Annotated in this window: 12 protein-coding genes, 1 rRNA gene and 1 pseudogene; 7 read left to right on the top strand and 7 right to left on the bottom strand. The window is 45.8% G+C overall.

The genetic code is table 11. The features are described 5' to 3' along the window. Nucleotides 1-112 precede the first annotated feature (112 nt). Together H8K52_RS12565 and H8K52_RS12570 are read right to left on the bottom strand one after the other, a co-directional pair. Complete coding sequence (locus H8K52_RS12565) at nt 113-838, bottom strand: hypothetical protein (protein ID WP_186923253.1); 726 nt, start codon at nt 836-838, stop codon at nt 113-115. A 93-nt stretch (nt 839-931) separates the two neighbouring features. Further along, nucleotides 932-2,311: a hypothetical protein gene (locus tag H8K52_RS12570; protein ID WP_186923254.1), complete on the bottom strand. Its 1,380-nt coding sequence runs from the start codon at nt 2,309-2,311 to the stop codon at nt 932-934. 199 nt (nt 2,312-2,510) lie between these two features. On the opposite strand from H8K52_RS12570, the gene msrA reads away from it, so the two are divergent. Further along, nucleotides 2,511-3,047 carry a peptide-methionine (S)-S-oxide reductase MsrA gene (gene msrA / locus H8K52_RS12575; RefSeq protein ID WP_186923255.1) on the top strand — a complete coding sequence of 179 codons (537 nt, stop codon included), beginning with the start codon at nt 2,511-2,513 and terminating at the stop codon, nt 3,045-3,047. Between the two features lie 22 nt (nt 3,048-3,069). Here msrA and H8K52_RS12580 read toward each other — a convergent pair whose 3' ends face one another. The 4 genes and pseudogenes from H8K52_RS12580 to H8K52_RS12595 form a co-directional block, all read right to left on the bottom strand. After that, the gene (locus H8K52_RS12580) at nt 3,070-3,561 is read right to left on the bottom strand and encodes a GNAT family N-acetyltransferase (protein WP_186923256.1); all 492 of its coding nucleotides are present in this window, start codon (nt 3,559-3,561) and stop codon (nt 3,070-3,072) included. Between the two features lie 372 nt (nt 3,562-3,933). Next, a complete protein-coding gene (locus H8K52_RS12585; RefSeq protein ID WP_186923257.1) occupies nt 3,934-4,392 on the bottom strand; it encodes a rhodanese-like domain-containing protein in 459 nt (152 codons plus the stop codon). Continuing rightward, nucleotides 4,385-5,140: pseudogene (locus tag H8K52_RS12590) on the bottom strand (molybdopterin oxidoreductase family protein); the annotation flags it as partial. The pseudogene H8K52_RS12590 and the gene H8K52_RS12585, both read right to left, overlap by 8 nt. Nucleotides 5,141-5,265: 125 nt before the next feature. Next, nucleotides 5,266-5,595: an NAD(P)H-dependent oxidoreductase subunit E gene (locus H8K52_RS12595; RefSeq protein ID WP_186923258.1), complete on the bottom strand. Its 330-nt coding sequence runs from the start codon at nt 5,593-5,595 to the stop codon at nt 5,266-5,268. A 643-nt stretch (nt 5,596-6,238) separates the two neighbouring features. On the opposite strand from H8K52_RS12595, the gene glnA reads away from it, so the two are divergent. The 5 genes from glnA (at nt 6,239) to H8K52_RS12620 (ending at nt 12,029) form a co-directional block, all read left to right on the top strand. Continuing rightward, nucleotides 6,239-7,654 carry a type I glutamate--ammonia ligase gene (gene glnA, locus H8K52_RS12600; protein WP_186923259.1) on the top strand — a complete coding sequence of 472 codons (1,416 nt, stop codon included), beginning with the start codon at nt 6,239-6,241 and terminating at the stop codon, nt 7,652-7,654. A 117-nt stretch (nt 7,655-7,771) separates the two neighbouring features. Further along, complete coding sequence (locus H8K52_RS12605) at nt 7,772-8,275, top strand: DUF4124 domain-containing protein (protein ID WP_186923260.1); 504 nt, start codon at nt 7,772-7,774, stop codon at nt 8,273-8,275. A 98-nt stretch (nt 8,276-8,373) separates the two neighbouring features. Further along, nucleotides 8,374-9,435 (top strand): nitrogen regulation protein NR(II), encoded by a 1,062-nt coding sequence (glnL, locus tag H8K52_RS12610; protein WP_186923261.1) that lies wholly within the window; start codon nt 8,374-8,376, stop codon nt 9,433-9,435. An 88-nt stretch (nt 9,436-9,523) separates the two neighbouring features. Then, nucleotides 9,524-10,975, top strand: coding sequence for a nitrogen regulation protein NR(I) (gene ntrC / locus H8K52_RS12615; protein ID WP_186923269.1), 1,452 nt, complete (start codon nt 9,524-9,526; stop codon nt 10,973-10,975). 226 nt (nt 10,976-11,201) lie between these two features. Then, on the top strand, nt 11,202-12,029 hold the full coding sequence (locus tag H8K52_RS12620; protein ID WP_186923262.1) for an HDOD domain-containing protein: 828 nt from the start codon (nt 11,202-11,204) through the stop codon (nt 12,027-12,029). An 82-nt stretch (nt 12,030-12,111) separates the two neighbouring features. On the opposite strand, the gene H8K52_RS12625 is transcribed toward H8K52_RS12620, so the two are convergent. Continuing rightward, nucleotides 12,112-13,731 (bottom strand): NAD(P)/FAD-dependent oxidoreductase, encoded by a 1,620-nt coding sequence (locus H8K52_RS12625; RefSeq protein WP_186923263.1) that lies wholly within the window; start codon nt 13,729-13,731, stop codon nt 12,112-12,114. Nucleotides 13,732-14,270: 539 nt separating this feature from the next. Between H8K52_RS12625 and H8K52_RS12630 the strand changes: the two genes are divergently transcribed. After that, a 16S ribosomal RNA gene (locus tag H8K52_RS12630) occupies nt 14,271-14,479 on the top strand; the annotation flags it as partial.

The following is a 14,479-nucleotide window of genomic DNA, read 5'->3' on the forward strand; positions in this document are numbered from 1 at the left end:
CTTCTATGAGATCACTTTGAATAAAAATCAAAGGCGAGCCGCAGAGGCGCAGAGTACGCAGAGTTTTTTGAGAACTTTCTCAGCGTTCTCTGCGCCTCTGCGGTTCAAGCTTTTATTCTTTATTTTGTTCGGACGGCTTTACTTCTTCTGTCAATGCATGTTCGGCTTCTTCAGCGGCCAAACGCTCCGCTTCTATCACCGCTGGTGTACGTGGCATAGGGATATGGAAAATATCCGACAGCGCGCCGTTGATAATGCGATCTTTTAAGGCATCGGTATCCATCAGCAAATCGAGCAATGGACCTTCCATAATCAGATCCATTTTGCGTTCGATAAATCCTAGACGTGAGAGTTGGCCGAGATTCATGTCCATGCGCGTTTTTTTGCCTAGCTTCTCGCCAAAATCAGCGAGCAAGGTGCGGTAAGAAATACCGATCGAAGTATCTTCTGCGCGTGGCAAAGGTTTTTCTTTGCCGAACATATCGTTCTGATCTTCTTGCGCCATTTGATGCGCTTCTTGACGTTCGCGTTTCGGCAAAATAATTAGTGACCACAATACGACCAACAAGGCTACGCCATCACGTGCCAGACCAAAATTATTGTTCTGCCAGGTGTCTTTGGTGCCGAATACTTTGGATTCGCTATCACGTGTCAATGCCAGCGTCACATGGTCGGCATATACGTTATCAACAAATTTCATGCCGCAAGCTTTCAAGCGCGCATCAACATCGCTGCGAAAATTTTCGTCGGACAAAGCACGTTTTACTAATTTGTCTTCACGACGTAAAGTCTGATGCGCCAACAAACGGGCGATAAGGATTTGTGCGTCTTCAGTCATATCACGTTCTCGGTATTCGTAGGGTGCGCCGTGCGCACCAGTTTTCTTGCGTTGGGGACATTGATGGTGCGCGCGGCGCACCCTACGTTTGTTTTATTCATGTTTAGTTTCTTGCTGTGACTGCTGCTGAGATTGTTCCTGCGAGTCTATGGGGATGAGACTCGCCACAGAAATCGCCGCCACATGCGGATCAGAGACTTTCTGCATTTTGTCTTTGGAGCTGAAGTTCAGTGGCAAGCGTGCCAGAGTCGCTGTTGCACCTTGCAGGGAGGCTTCATTTGCGTCACCAATCAAAGGAAGTAGCGAAGCGCGGTACGAAGCAATTGCAAAGCTAGCGGGCAATAAATAATCTTGTAGTGGTTTGTGTTTTTTGGTTTCTGGGTCATACGACTTACCGTCAATTTTGCCGAGCAAATCTAACCAATGATCGAGTTCCAGTAAAGCTTCGCTATTGTCATTCGCAATTGACGGTGCATTTTCACCGGTCGGTAATACACCTAAGACAGCTGAATTACGGTGGCTCAGTAATTCGCTTTCCGCTACGTCGATCATTTCAGACGGCGTAATAAAATGCGGCGTCACCGGGTGTGATAGAGCGCCATCGGCGAGCGAAGCTAAATCGTCACGCTGTAGCAACCACATCTTAATATCAGTCGTTGATAAACCCGATTGACCCAGATGCACGCGTTGACGTTCGATTTGGTTCAAAGCACGTGAGAACATACCTTGCATATTCAATAATGCACTTTGCGCTCGACCAATTGCCTGTGCTGCTCGATGCGTCGCGGAATCAGCGCGGCTATCATTGGTGATTGCATGAATAATCTGCGAACCTTTTTCTACCCAATCACAGGCCGTGTGCCATTTTTGCTGTGCAGTGCGAAGTTGGAACTCTGAACCTGAGGCAATCGCATCGGAAAATTCTTCAGTCAGCTCAATCAAGCGACCGAGTAAATGATGTAACTGTTCAACCGAAACACCACCGACAGCCTGTGCGCCCGCAACTTGCGTCAACATATAGCTGACTTCAGATGGATCGTCTTGCTGCTCAACTTGAATCAGGGATTCAATCGCCGCTAAGACATTGCGCGCCATCGGTGCGATGCGATATACCGATTGGCTCGCATCCCACACCAAGAGTCCCGTGCTGCGCAAACGAGTCAACACGGTTTCGAGCGCTTCTGGCTCTAGATAACCGAGCTTGGCATTAATATCGGCGCGACTTAGGGATGGCGAGTCGACATCCGCGGTCAATTCGCGCAAGACCAGCAGGCGCATTAAGACACTATTGATGCCGCCGTGGAATAATGCGGTGAACGCTTGCAGCATAGGCTGCGCGCGCCGCAAAGGGGCGAGGGCAACAACATCGTCGGGAGTTAAACTGGATTTGAAGTAAGACTTGAGACTTAAATCGGTCTGATCGGATAAATCGTCTTCTATTCTTACTATGGATTCGTCGTCAAAATTTTGCATCTCCGCATTTTACCCGCTTGAACCGAGGTTTAGTATTGTTAGAAAACTACTTTGGCGGGTAGATTGTGCCGTTTTCTCGATAATGACAGCCAAGGAATTGAGTGAAATATTTCTTCTAAGGCAAATAGTGTAAGAATATGGTCTGAAAATTGACTAAAAGTAGGCAAGTTCCCGATTCTGAATAGTTTGGAGATAAATAATGACAACGCAAATTGAGCAAGTTGCCACCTTGGGTGGTGGATGTTTTTGGTGTACCGAGGCAGTTTTCCAACAGATTCGCGGGATCAGCAGCGTCGAGTCAGGCTATTGTGGCGGTCGGATTCACAATCCGACCTATGAGCAAATTTGTACTGGTACGACCGGGCACGCGGAGGTAGTGCGCCTGCGCTTTGATCCTGGACAGATTAGTTACGCCGAAATTCTAGAGATATTTTTCACCATTCATGATCCAACTACCTTGAATCGTCAAGGTGCGGATAAGGGGACGCAATATCGTTCGGTCATTTATTTTCACGACGAACTTCAAGAACAAGTTGCGCGTGAAGTGATGGCAAAAATGGCGAGTGTTTGGGATGATCCCATCGTCACAGAATTAAGCATGGCGCCACAGTTCTATTTGGCTGAGGCATACCACCAAAATTATTTCCGCCAACATCCTGAGCAAGGCTATTGCTCTTTTGTGGTGGCACCAAAAGTCGCAAAAGCACGCAAGGTGTTTGTTGATAAATTGATTTGATTTAAAGAACGTGGCTGTAACTTTAATTGTCAAGCCACTTAAACATGACTAAGGCATCCACAAGACCATGTACAGGATGGTGAAATGCCTTAGGTAATCGGCCAACAGTGTCGAAACCCAATTGCGTCCACAAATGTACCGCGCCTTCATTCGTCGATACCACAAAATTAAACTGCATCGCCAGATAGCCCAACTCTTTGGCGATGTTTTGTGAATGCGCGCACATCAAACTTGCCAAGCCACGTCCCCTTGCTTTTGATGACACCATATACCCGCAATTACAGACATGATCACCGCCGCCGCTTTGGTTGGTCTTGATAAAGTAAGTGCCCAGAATTTCACCGTCTTCTTCAGCGACAAAAGTCTGTTTGGGTAATGACATCCATAAGTGGAATCCTTCCTCCTTGCTGGTGTCGCGTGGATAAGTGTAAGTCTCACCGGCGCTGACGATCTCGTGAAAGATGGGCCATATTTTTTCGAAGTCGGTAGGTGTTGCTGAGCGTATTGTGAGCATTTTTGTGCTGTCTGTAGTTGGGATTTGATCTATTTAGATGTCGGCAAATTCCGTGCTATTTTACGTTCGATTGCAATCCAGTTTCACAAGACACTTCCGAGTGCAGAGTTTCATCGATTCAGAACAATAGTTCAGGCAATTAGATGGAGGATCTGTTCTATGTTGTGCCGAATGACAGCAATGGCTGTACGAATTGCGATAGTGATCGAGTCAAGGATCTCTAAATGAAAAAATATCCGGTGCAAGGGCCTTTCTGCTACCCGACAACCAATTGCTCATGCCTAGCTATTGCGTTTGATTGATATTCGCTTAGAAAGAGAATATCAATCAAAAAATACAAGATATGACCGCCGACTAATGAAAATTCACAACTCAAGCCCCAAGCCAAGGCAAATCAGCAGAACACCATCCCCCAACAGTTTTGCGATGACCGTGATGGTCCTTGTCGCCTTCGAATCCCTGCAAAATATCAAAGCAAGCTTGGTAACCGTTTTCTGTGGCGAGTTTGGCTGCATGGCGTGAGCGTACGCCAGAGCGACACAGGAATACGATCGTGGTTTGCTTATCTGGTACGGCCGTTTCTAATTGCGACATAAAGTCTGGATTTGGCGTGCCGCCTGGATAAAGACTCCATTGCACGGCTTTATGTTGCTCTTCAGGGATGGTGACACGGCCAACCCAGTCGCGTTCGGCGTTGGTACGCACGTCGACCAAAATGACCTTGGGATTTTCAGTTAATAAGCGAAAAGTTTCTTCCGGTGTGAGTGCTCCAGCATACGGAAGTTGTTGCTCTTGCGCGTGGGTCTGCGCTTTAGTGATCAGCTCATTCATAGTGTTTCCTTAGCGTGATAAATGGATTGAGGTTTTGCTTAGCGAGCGCCTGACCACCACCGAAACTGGTTTGTATTGGTGCTACGCCACCAGCGCGCAGTTTGACCGCGCAATATTTAAATTCTGGTATTTTACCAAAGGGATCGAGCGCGGCATTGGTGAGTCGGTTGATCGCCGCTTCGTAAAAGCAAAATGCCACAAAAACAGCGCCACGTGGAGAAGCTCTGTCGGCACGAGCATACAAACATACTTCGCCGCGACGTGATTGTATGGTGATCAGATCCCCGGCTTGCACCCCGGGAGTTTGTAAATCGTCGGGATGAATCATGGCGACAGGATCTGGCTCCATAGCGTCTAAGACACTAGCTCCGCGGGTCACGCTGCCGGCGTGCCAGAGTTCGAGTTGGCGACCCGTAATCAAGACCATCGGATACTCGTCGTCAGGTTTTTCCGCTGCAGGGATTAAGTCTGCAGGAACAAATTTGGCTATGTCGTCGCTGGTTGGAAAGTGCTCGGTGAAGACGATGACTTCGTCCATATCTTCTTCATGCGGGCACGGGTAAGTAAGCGCACCTTCATGCTCTAATCGTTGCAAGCTGATGCCTTCAATGTTAGGCATCACGTGACGCATTTCTTCAAAAACTTCGGAAACGTGCTGGTAATTTCAGCCCAGATCAAATCCTTGTTCCATTCGCTGAATGATCCAGAAATCTTGTTTAGCCTCGCCGGGTGCTTGGATTGCTTGGCGACGTCCATGACGGGATTAGACACAGCGCCAGAACCTATTCCTTCTAACAAAACAGCAACGAAAGAGGCATGGTAGCGACGGGCGCAGTGATCGACGTTATTCGAGCCAAATCCTGCTAGTGATTTTTACCATGAGTAGCACACGCGCAGCCGCAAATCTGTGCGTGCTGTATCGGATTCAAAGGCGATATTAAAGTGGTGATAGAAACTCGCGACTTCAAACACATCCGTTTGCGCTAAACGCCTTTCATGGGTGAGTGCGACCAGATGGGCAACTGGTAAATATCCAAAATGGTCATTAATCTTGTGCAGATGTTCAATCAGCAGATCTTTCTGGCGGGACGCATCGCCGAGTAATTTGCGCACAGCTTCCAAAGCGGATGGATCAACTTGTCGTCCTTTAGTTTGTTGGCGTTTGCGCTGGCGATTCTCGGAGATGGGGATAATTGGAATCATGAGAGATTGATGTTTTGGATAAAAGGCGATTGATTGTCAGTTTGACCGCAAAGGCTAAATCCCGGTAGTGTTCTTTTGGTGTTTGGCTTGCGAATGAGATGGTGAGAATTGTAAGACTTGCTTAGGATGAATGACATGATCATTTGCTATTAATTTACTATTAATGACGACTTTGTTTTCAGAAATCAGTTTTTTTGATGACACAGATAAATAGACCGTAAAAAAATGTCATGATAAACAGCGACATTTCGGTGCAATTTTCACTTTTTGTAAAAGCTCACTCGCACTGATTTAACGCATGTTATTTGCACTAAAATGGCGCATTCTAGAAATTTCGCATTATTTTAGTGCGTTATTCGATTGCTAATTTTTGGATTGAAAAGTTGCGGTTTTGGATTTTCCCATAAAAAACAAAGACTTAATTCTCCGCAAATGTGTATCGATTTAAACTTGAACATGGCACGCTTTCTGCTAATATCCTCGTCGTGTTCTTCAATCCTTTATGCATTGTGATGGTGCGTTTTTTGAAATGCCTGGGTCACAAAGCGGGGAGAAAATGGAGATTGAATGCAGCAATTGGTATCGATGCAGTAGTTCCTACACTTATTTTGAACGATTATTTTGAACGATTAAGGAGTTTCAAATGGCAATGACCCCAGCAGAAGTGTTGAAGATGGCGAAAGACAACGAAGTTAAATTCGTTGATTTCCGTTTTGCCGATACACGAGGTAAAGAGCAGCACGTAACAGTGCCTATTTCTCACTTCGATATCGATAAGTTCGAATCTGGTCATGCATTTGACGGTTCTTCTATCGCTGGCTGGAAAGGTATTGAAGCATCCGACATGTTGTTGATGCCAGATCCAAACACAGCAAATATCGACCCATTTATGGAAGAAACCACATTGTTCATGCAATGTGACGTGATCGAGCCAGCGGATGGTAAAGGTTATGATCGTGATCCACGTTCTATCGCAAAACGCGCTGAAGCGTATTTGAAATCCTCTGGTATCGGTGACACAGCTTACTTCGGTCCAGAACCAGAATTTTTCATTTTTGATAGCGTACGCTGGAAAATTGATATGTCTGGTTGCTTCGTGAAGATCGATTCTGATGAGGCTTCATGGACAACAGGCGAAAAACTCGAAGGCGGTAACACAGGTCACCGTCCAACAGTCAAAGGTGGTTATTTCCCAGTGCCTCCAGTCGACAGCTTCCAAGATATGCGTTCTGAAATGTGTTTGATCTTGGAATCTTTAGGTATTCCAGTTGAAGTGCATCACCACGAAGTGGCTGGCGCTGGTCAAAATGAAATCGGTACTAAATTCTCAACTTTGGTAGAGCGTGCTGACTGGACGCAAAATTTGAAATACGTTGTATGGAACGTTGCGCATACTTATGGCAAGACAGCGACTTTCATGCCTAAGCCTATCGTTGGTGACAACGGTTCTGGTATGCACGTACATCAATCTATCTGGAAAGATGGCAAAAATCTGTTCGCAGGCGACGGCTATGCTGGCTTGTCTGAATTTGCCTTGTTCTACATCGGCGGTATCATCAAGCATGCGAAAGCACTGAATGCGATCACGAATCCAGGGACTAACTCTTACAAGCGTTTGGTTCCAGGCTACGAGGCACCAGTGAAATTGGCTTACTCTGCAAAGAATCGTTCTGCTTCTATCCGTATTCCATACGTTGCGAATCCAAAAGGTCGCCGTGTTGAAGCACGTTTCCCAGATCCATTGGCGAATCCGTATTTGTGCTTCTCTGCATTGATGATGGCTGGTTTGGACGGCGTTCAAAACAAGATTCATCCAGGCGAAGCGGCATCCAAAGATTTGTACCATTTGCCACCAGAAGAAGATGCATTGATCCCAACAGTTTGCCATTCTTTGGAACAAGCTTTGGAAGCTTTGGACAAAGATCGCGAATTCTTGACACGCGGCGGTGTGTTCAGCGACAGCATGATCGATGCTTACATCGAGTTGAAAATGCAAGAAGTTCAGCGTATGCGTATGACTACGCATCCAGTTGAGTTCGACATGTACTACTCTCTGTAAGTAGCAATAAAAAAGCGGGGTTAGCCCCGCTTTTTTATTCGACATAAGATGGGTAATTGTGCAAAATCATTGCTTGGCATACACTAAGCTCTTATTGACTACTCTACATTACTCACTATGAAGCAATATCTGATTGGTTTTGGTGCATTATTAGGTCTGGCGTGTGTGATCAGTGTGCCTGTGCTTGCACAGTCCGATGTGTATTTGTGTGTTGATGCGAATGGCAAGAAAGAGTACAAAAATACAGGTATTACCAAAGGATGTAAGTTGGTCGATCTGCCGCACGTAAATACAATACCCGCGCCGGCTTCTGCTAAAAAAGCGGCAAGTCCTTCGACTAATAAACCGACTGCTAGTCCAAGCAATTTCCCCAAAGTCGATGGAAGTACGCAAAAAGCACGCGATTCAGATCGCAAGCAAATTTTGCTCGATGAACTTAAAGTTGAAGAGCAAAAATTAGAAGCGATTAAAAAAGAATATAACGGTGGTGAAGTTGAGCGTCGTGCGGACGAGCGTCAGCCAACTAAATATGTAGAGCGGGTGAATAATTTAAAAAACGATTTGGCGCGCACTGAGAAAAATATCGAAGCGTTGAAACGTGAAATTAGCAACCTGAAATAATGCTCGCAAGTTGAGGGCAGTATTAAAAAAGGTCGCTGATGCGGCCTTTTTTAATGTTTGTACTTGGTTTTTATTGTTCTACTTTTCGTGCGATTGTGATGAATAAATTCTCGGGACTAGAGTTACTGGCATCGGCTGTATTGGTCATGGACCGGCAGGGAGGCATTGTGTACGCGAATCCAGCGGCAGAAAATTTGCTTGAGCGGCCATTTAAATCGCTGTTCAAATTACAGTTAAAAGACTTGTTTTTAAATGGCGATGAACTGTTGATGGGATTTCAGCAGGCAGTGGAGCATCAATTTGCCGATCGTCGCCAAGATCTTATTCTGGAGAGAAATGGACATGAGCCTTTGCATGTGCATAGTATTGTGACTGCGCTAGATCATGTAGATACTCCAGTGTTAATTGAGCTGCGTGCTAACGTTCAGCAACTCAAGCTTGATCGCGAAGAACGCATGCAAGATCAGAATAAAGAGAATAAAGAGCTGATCCGCAATTTGGCCCATGAAATTAAGAATCCCTTAGGTGGCATTCGTGGCGCAGCGCAGTTATTGGAGCTGGAATTGCCGGAGCGCGATGCGAAAGAATTGCGTGAATACACGCAAGTGATTATTAAGGAAGCAGACCGCTTGCAAGTATTGGTCGATCGCTTGCTCGCACCTAACCGTTTGCCACAGCTGATCGCGGATGTGAATATTCATGAAGTTTGTGAGCGGGTGCGTAGTCTGATTGTGGCCGAATTCCCCAAAGGCTTAACGATCAAGCGCGATTACGATTTGTCGATTCCTGAGTTTCGTGGTGACCAGCAACAGCTCATTCAAGTGGTTCTTAATATTGCCCATAACGCGGCACAAGCACTCAAATTACGTATGGCCGACGGTGATGCGGAAATTATTTTCAAGACGCGCGTGGTGCGTCAAGTGACGCTCGCTAAAATTCGCTACAGGCTGGCATTAGATTTGCATATCATTGATAACGGTCCCGGTATTTCACCGACTATTCGTGATCGGATTTTTTACCCGCTGGTATCTGGGCGTGATGGTGGAAGTGGTTTGGGATTGACGCTGGCACAGGCATTTATTACACAGCATGCCGGTATCATTGATTGCGAAAGTCGCCCTGGCTGTACTGACTTTCGAATTTTGATTCCATTACCTTGAGCCAAAATCGCTCACCGATTGCACAATGGCATGCGCTGAATTAGTGCGTGACTCTGCAAAATTTATTGAATGAGATGTGAAATCAATGATGAAGACCATTTGGATTGTAGATGACGACGACTCAATACGCTGGGTTTTAGAAAAAGCCTTAGCTCGTGAAGGATTCGTGACACGTAGTTTTACGAATCCAGACGATGTTTTGTCGGCCTTAGATCAAGAGCACCCCCAGGTACTTGTGTCCGATATTCGTATGAATGGCGCATCAGGATTGGATTTGTTGCAAACAATTAAGCAGCAACTCCCCAGCCTCCCAGTGATTATCATGACGGCCTTTTCTGATTTGGATTCTGCTGTTGCGGCATTTAAGGGGGGAGCATTCGAATATCTTGCCAAACCTTTTGATTTATCAAAGGCAGTGGAGTTGATCCGACGAGCTTTAGAAGAAAATGCGCGTGAAGCGACAGTGGAGCAGGTCGTTGATGTCGAAACGGAGATTCTCGGTCATGCTGCTGCCATGCAGGAAGTGTTTCGAGCGATCGGACGTTTGTCGCAGTCGAGTGTGACGGTATTAATTACTGGCGAGTCTGGTAGTGGTAAGGAATTGGTCGCACGCGCATTGCACAAACATAGCCCTCGCTTTAATCAGCCCTTTATCGCGCTCAATACTGCCGCTATTCCTAAAGATTTGTTGGAGTCGGAATTGTTCGGTCATGAGCGTGGCGCTTTTACAGGTGCACAAGCTGCCCGTCGAGGTCGATTCGAACAGGCCGAGGGAGGAACATTATTTCTCGATGAAATTGGCGACATGCCATTCGATTTGCAGACAAGGTTATTGCGAGTGTTATCGGATGGCCACTTTTATCGCGTTGGCGGGCATCATCCACTTAAAGCGAATGTGCGTTTAATCGCCGCGACTCACCAACATCTGGAGGAGCGCGTCAAGGAAGGGGTGTTTCGTGAGGACTTGTTTCATCGTCTGAATGTGATTCGCTTACGTGTCCCTAGTTTGCGTGAGAGGCGTGAAGATGTGCCGCTATTAGCAAAGCATTTCTTAGTGCAAAGTGCTAAACAATTGGGGGTTGATGCAAAACGTTTGTCTGAGGCGGCTTTGTATTACATCTCTGGCTTAGATTTTCCGGGTAACGTGCGTCAATTAGAAAATCTATGTAACTGGATAACTGTAATGGCCCCTGGTCAGGTCGTTGAAATTGCAGATCTCCCAAGTGAACTCGTACCGCAAGCGCTTAAGCCAATAGCGCTAGATATTGCCAGCGTTGAGATTGCGCCAGAATTCGCCGGACAGATGCCAAACCAACTATGGTTCGCGGCGCTTGAAAAAGAAGCTGAACGCTTATTGCGTCAGGGCGAGCAAGAAATCATGCCTAGATTAAGTCGTGATTTTGAAAGCGTGGTTATTAAAGCGGCACTAAAGCATACCCATGGGCGCAAGAATGAAGCCGCTATTCGTTTGGGGATAGGTAGAAATACCATTAGTCGAAAAATTCAAGAGCTAAACATCGATGGTGTCAAGGAAGAATAGCTTGTCGTTTTTTTGCCAGCGAATGTCTACAGAAATTATTCTCTTATGTCACTTATCGGAGTATTATTTCTTTACGTAAATTGATGCATAATCGCAAAGTCGTTTTATGTGCTATTTACGTGATCTATGAAATTCTATTTACGTAAAATAGCTGATCAGGGTGTGATTGCACTGAATGGCGCAGGCTTCAAGTTGATTTTGATGCTGCAATAATTAGGAGATGTTTATGAATTTCGACGCACTATTCCAGCAGCAAAATGCTTTACCAACGATCCCCAAGGTCGTTCAGGAAGTTATTGATAGTTTTAACGATGACAATGTGTCGATTGATGAGATTGCGCGTAAATTGGCAGCTGATCAGGTGTTAAGCGCGAAACTATTGCGCCTCGCAAATTCATCGTATTACCACTCATCACGAAGTATAGGAACGGTCGACGATGCCGTCTTGATGTTGGGCTTTATGACAGTCCGAACACTGGTGATTAGTAGTGGACTGACCGGTGGCTTTAAAGCGATGCCGGGTGTCGACTTGAAGCAATTCTGGCGATACAGCATGCATACGGCGGTTATTGCAAAATGCTTGGCAAAAAAAATTGGTGGCAATTCTGATTTTGCATTCACAGTGGGCTTGATGCACGCAATTGGGCAACTTGTAATGCACGCAGCGATGCCTGAACAAACGCTGCAGATAGATAAGATAGCTGGATTGCTCGATGCGCGACGTCTGGATGTTGAGAGAACATCGTTTGGATATGACTTCTCGGACGTGGGTGCAGAATTGGCAAGGCGCTGGCGCTTTCCTGACAATTTTTCCAGTGTCATAAAAGGTTTTCCTCAGCCGCTAGCTGTTGAAAAATTTGAACCTCTGGCTGGTGTCATCCACATCGCTGTTTGGATGGCAAGGGCAGAAGAAAATAAATATACGAAGGAAGAAATGGAAGCGACTATTCCTACAGACGTATTGGTGAAGTTAGGTATATCTACTGACTATGTGCTAAGCGAAATGCCGCCAATATCAGAGTTAGCTGCTGGACTAGAAGAGTTGGTTCGCTGAGTTGGCGCTGTGCCTCGAAGATGACAATAAAAAAGCCGATTTGAAAAATTTCAAATCGGCTTTTTTTTATTAGGATATTTTCTTAGTATTTTTTGTTGATGCTTATAGCAACCGCTTCTGCTACCTTAATGCCGTCGATTGCTGCGGATAAAATTCCTCCTGCATATCCAGCCCCCTCGCCAGCTGGGTATAGTCCCTCAGTATTTAGACTTTGCAAGTCATCATCTCGTCGTTTGATACGAATCGGTGATGATGTTCTCGTTTCAACCCCGGTCAAAATGGCATCTTGCAGAGAAAAGCCTTTGATCTGTTTTTCGAATTCAGGTATTGCTTCACGAATCGCCTCAATGGCGAATGCTGGCAATACTTCCGCCAAATTACACAGAGTGATTCCTGGCTTATATGAAGGGACAACGCTGCCAAGTTCGGTGGAGGCGCGGTTTGAAAGGAAGTCGCCTATCAACTGACCTGGTGCATTGTATGTGCCTCCGCCAACTTCAAAGGCCTTACTTTCTAGCGCTCGCTGAAAATCAATACCAGCCAGCGGATGTCCGGGATAATCCACTTCAGGTGATATACCAACGACGATGGCACTGTTGGCATTACGTTCGTTTCGCGAATACTGGCTCATGCCATTGGTGACGACACGACCGGGTTCCGACGTTGCTGCAACAACTGTACCGCCAGGGCACATGCAGAAACTATAGACCGAACGATCGTTCTTCGCATGATGAACTAATTTGTAGTCAGCCGCACCTAGTATCTTATTTCCCGCATTCGGCCCAAATCGGGCCTTGTCGATGATGGATTGTGGATGTTCTATACGAAAACCAACTGAAAATGGTTTTGCCTCGACATAAATGCCGCGATCGTAGGCGAGTTGAAATGTGTCCCGTGCACTATGCCCGACCGCAAGAACGACATGATCCGTTTCGATCTTCTCGTGATCATTGATCGTCACACCACAGATCTGTCCATCCTTGATATCGAAATCAGTGACTTTTTGTTGGAATCGAATTTCCCCGCCTAATTCGATGATGTTATTGCGCATTTCCTCGATCATCTTTACCAGGCGGAATGTACCAATATGCGGCTTACTTACGTACATGATCTCTTCTGGCGCGCCGGATTTTACAAACTCCGTTAAGACTTTGCGGCCATAGTGTTTAGGATCTTTGATCTGACTGTAGAGCTTGCCGTCCGAGAATGTGCCCGCACCACCTTCGCCAAATTGTACATTTGATTCTGGTTGTAATTCGCGCTTACGCCATAAGCCCCAAGTATCTTTGGTGCGTTCACGTACAGCCTTGCCACGCTCAAGTACGATTGGCTTGTAACCCATTTGCGCAAGTATAAGTGCAGCGAATAGACCGCAAGGGCCAAAACCTATGACGACAGGGCGAGGAAAACTCGTTTGTTTAGCATGAGCGACAAACTTGTAAGTGGTGTCAGGCGTTTTGCCGACTTTCGCCTGGCCTTGGATACTCTTTGTTTTGTGTAAAAGAGCATCTTCATCTTTTACTGATACATCGACAGTGTAGATAAGGATAATTGCAGACTTCTTTCGCGCATCGTAACTGCGCTTAAAAACCAAGAAGTCTAACAACTCGTCTGCTTGTATCTGTAAACGCTTTAATATCGCGTCTGTTAAATCCTCTTCCTTGTGATCCAAGGGAAGCTGTATATCTGTAAGGCGTAACATAATATGAATGCTCAATAGTGCAAAGACGTATTTTAACTGTTACTGTTTGATTGCCCTAAAAAATATAGTCTTGCGGAATGGCTTTTGTTTTGCTATAGTTCGCCTCCCGCAGAAATGCGGGGATGAAATAAGAGAAATGCAAGTAGCTGGTCGTGAAGTTCCTGATGTTTAAGTCGAATAAGTAAAGCGATTTAAATGAAATAAAAAAACAGGGGGTTGACGGAAATAAAGAAGTGCTGCATAATCTCGTTTCTCTGCTGCTGACGAACACAACGCTTCGTAGCAAAAACAAAAACCTTTGGGTGAGTTTAAGTAGAAAAGAATAAGATCTTTAACAATTAACAGTCAATAAATGTGGGCACTTGATAATGAAGCGACTAGCTACTTCGGTAGTTGGGAAACTTAAAAAATATCAAATGTTCACAAGAAGTAAAGATAAGACGCGATAGTGAGCAATCATTATCGCAACTGTCAGTATTTTGAGTGAGCGACTCGTTCGAAAGAACGAATTCCAGAAATGGAAACAAGTAACAGAGATTAAACTGAAGAGTTTGATCCTGGCTCAGATTGAACGCTGGCGGCATGCCTTACACATGCAAGTCGAACGGCAGCACGGACTTTGGTCTGGTGGCGAGTGGCGAACGGGTGAGTAATATATCGGAACATACCCTAGAGTGGGGGATAACGTAGCGAAAGTTACGCTAATACCGCATACGAACTAAGGTTGAAAGTGGGGGATCTTCGGACC

The organism is Affinundibacterium seohonense (genome assembly GCF_014284305.1).
Classification (GTDB): domain Bacteria; phylum Pseudomonadota; class Gammaproteobacteria; order Burkholderiales; family Burkholderiaceae_D; genus Undibacterium; species Undibacterium seohonense.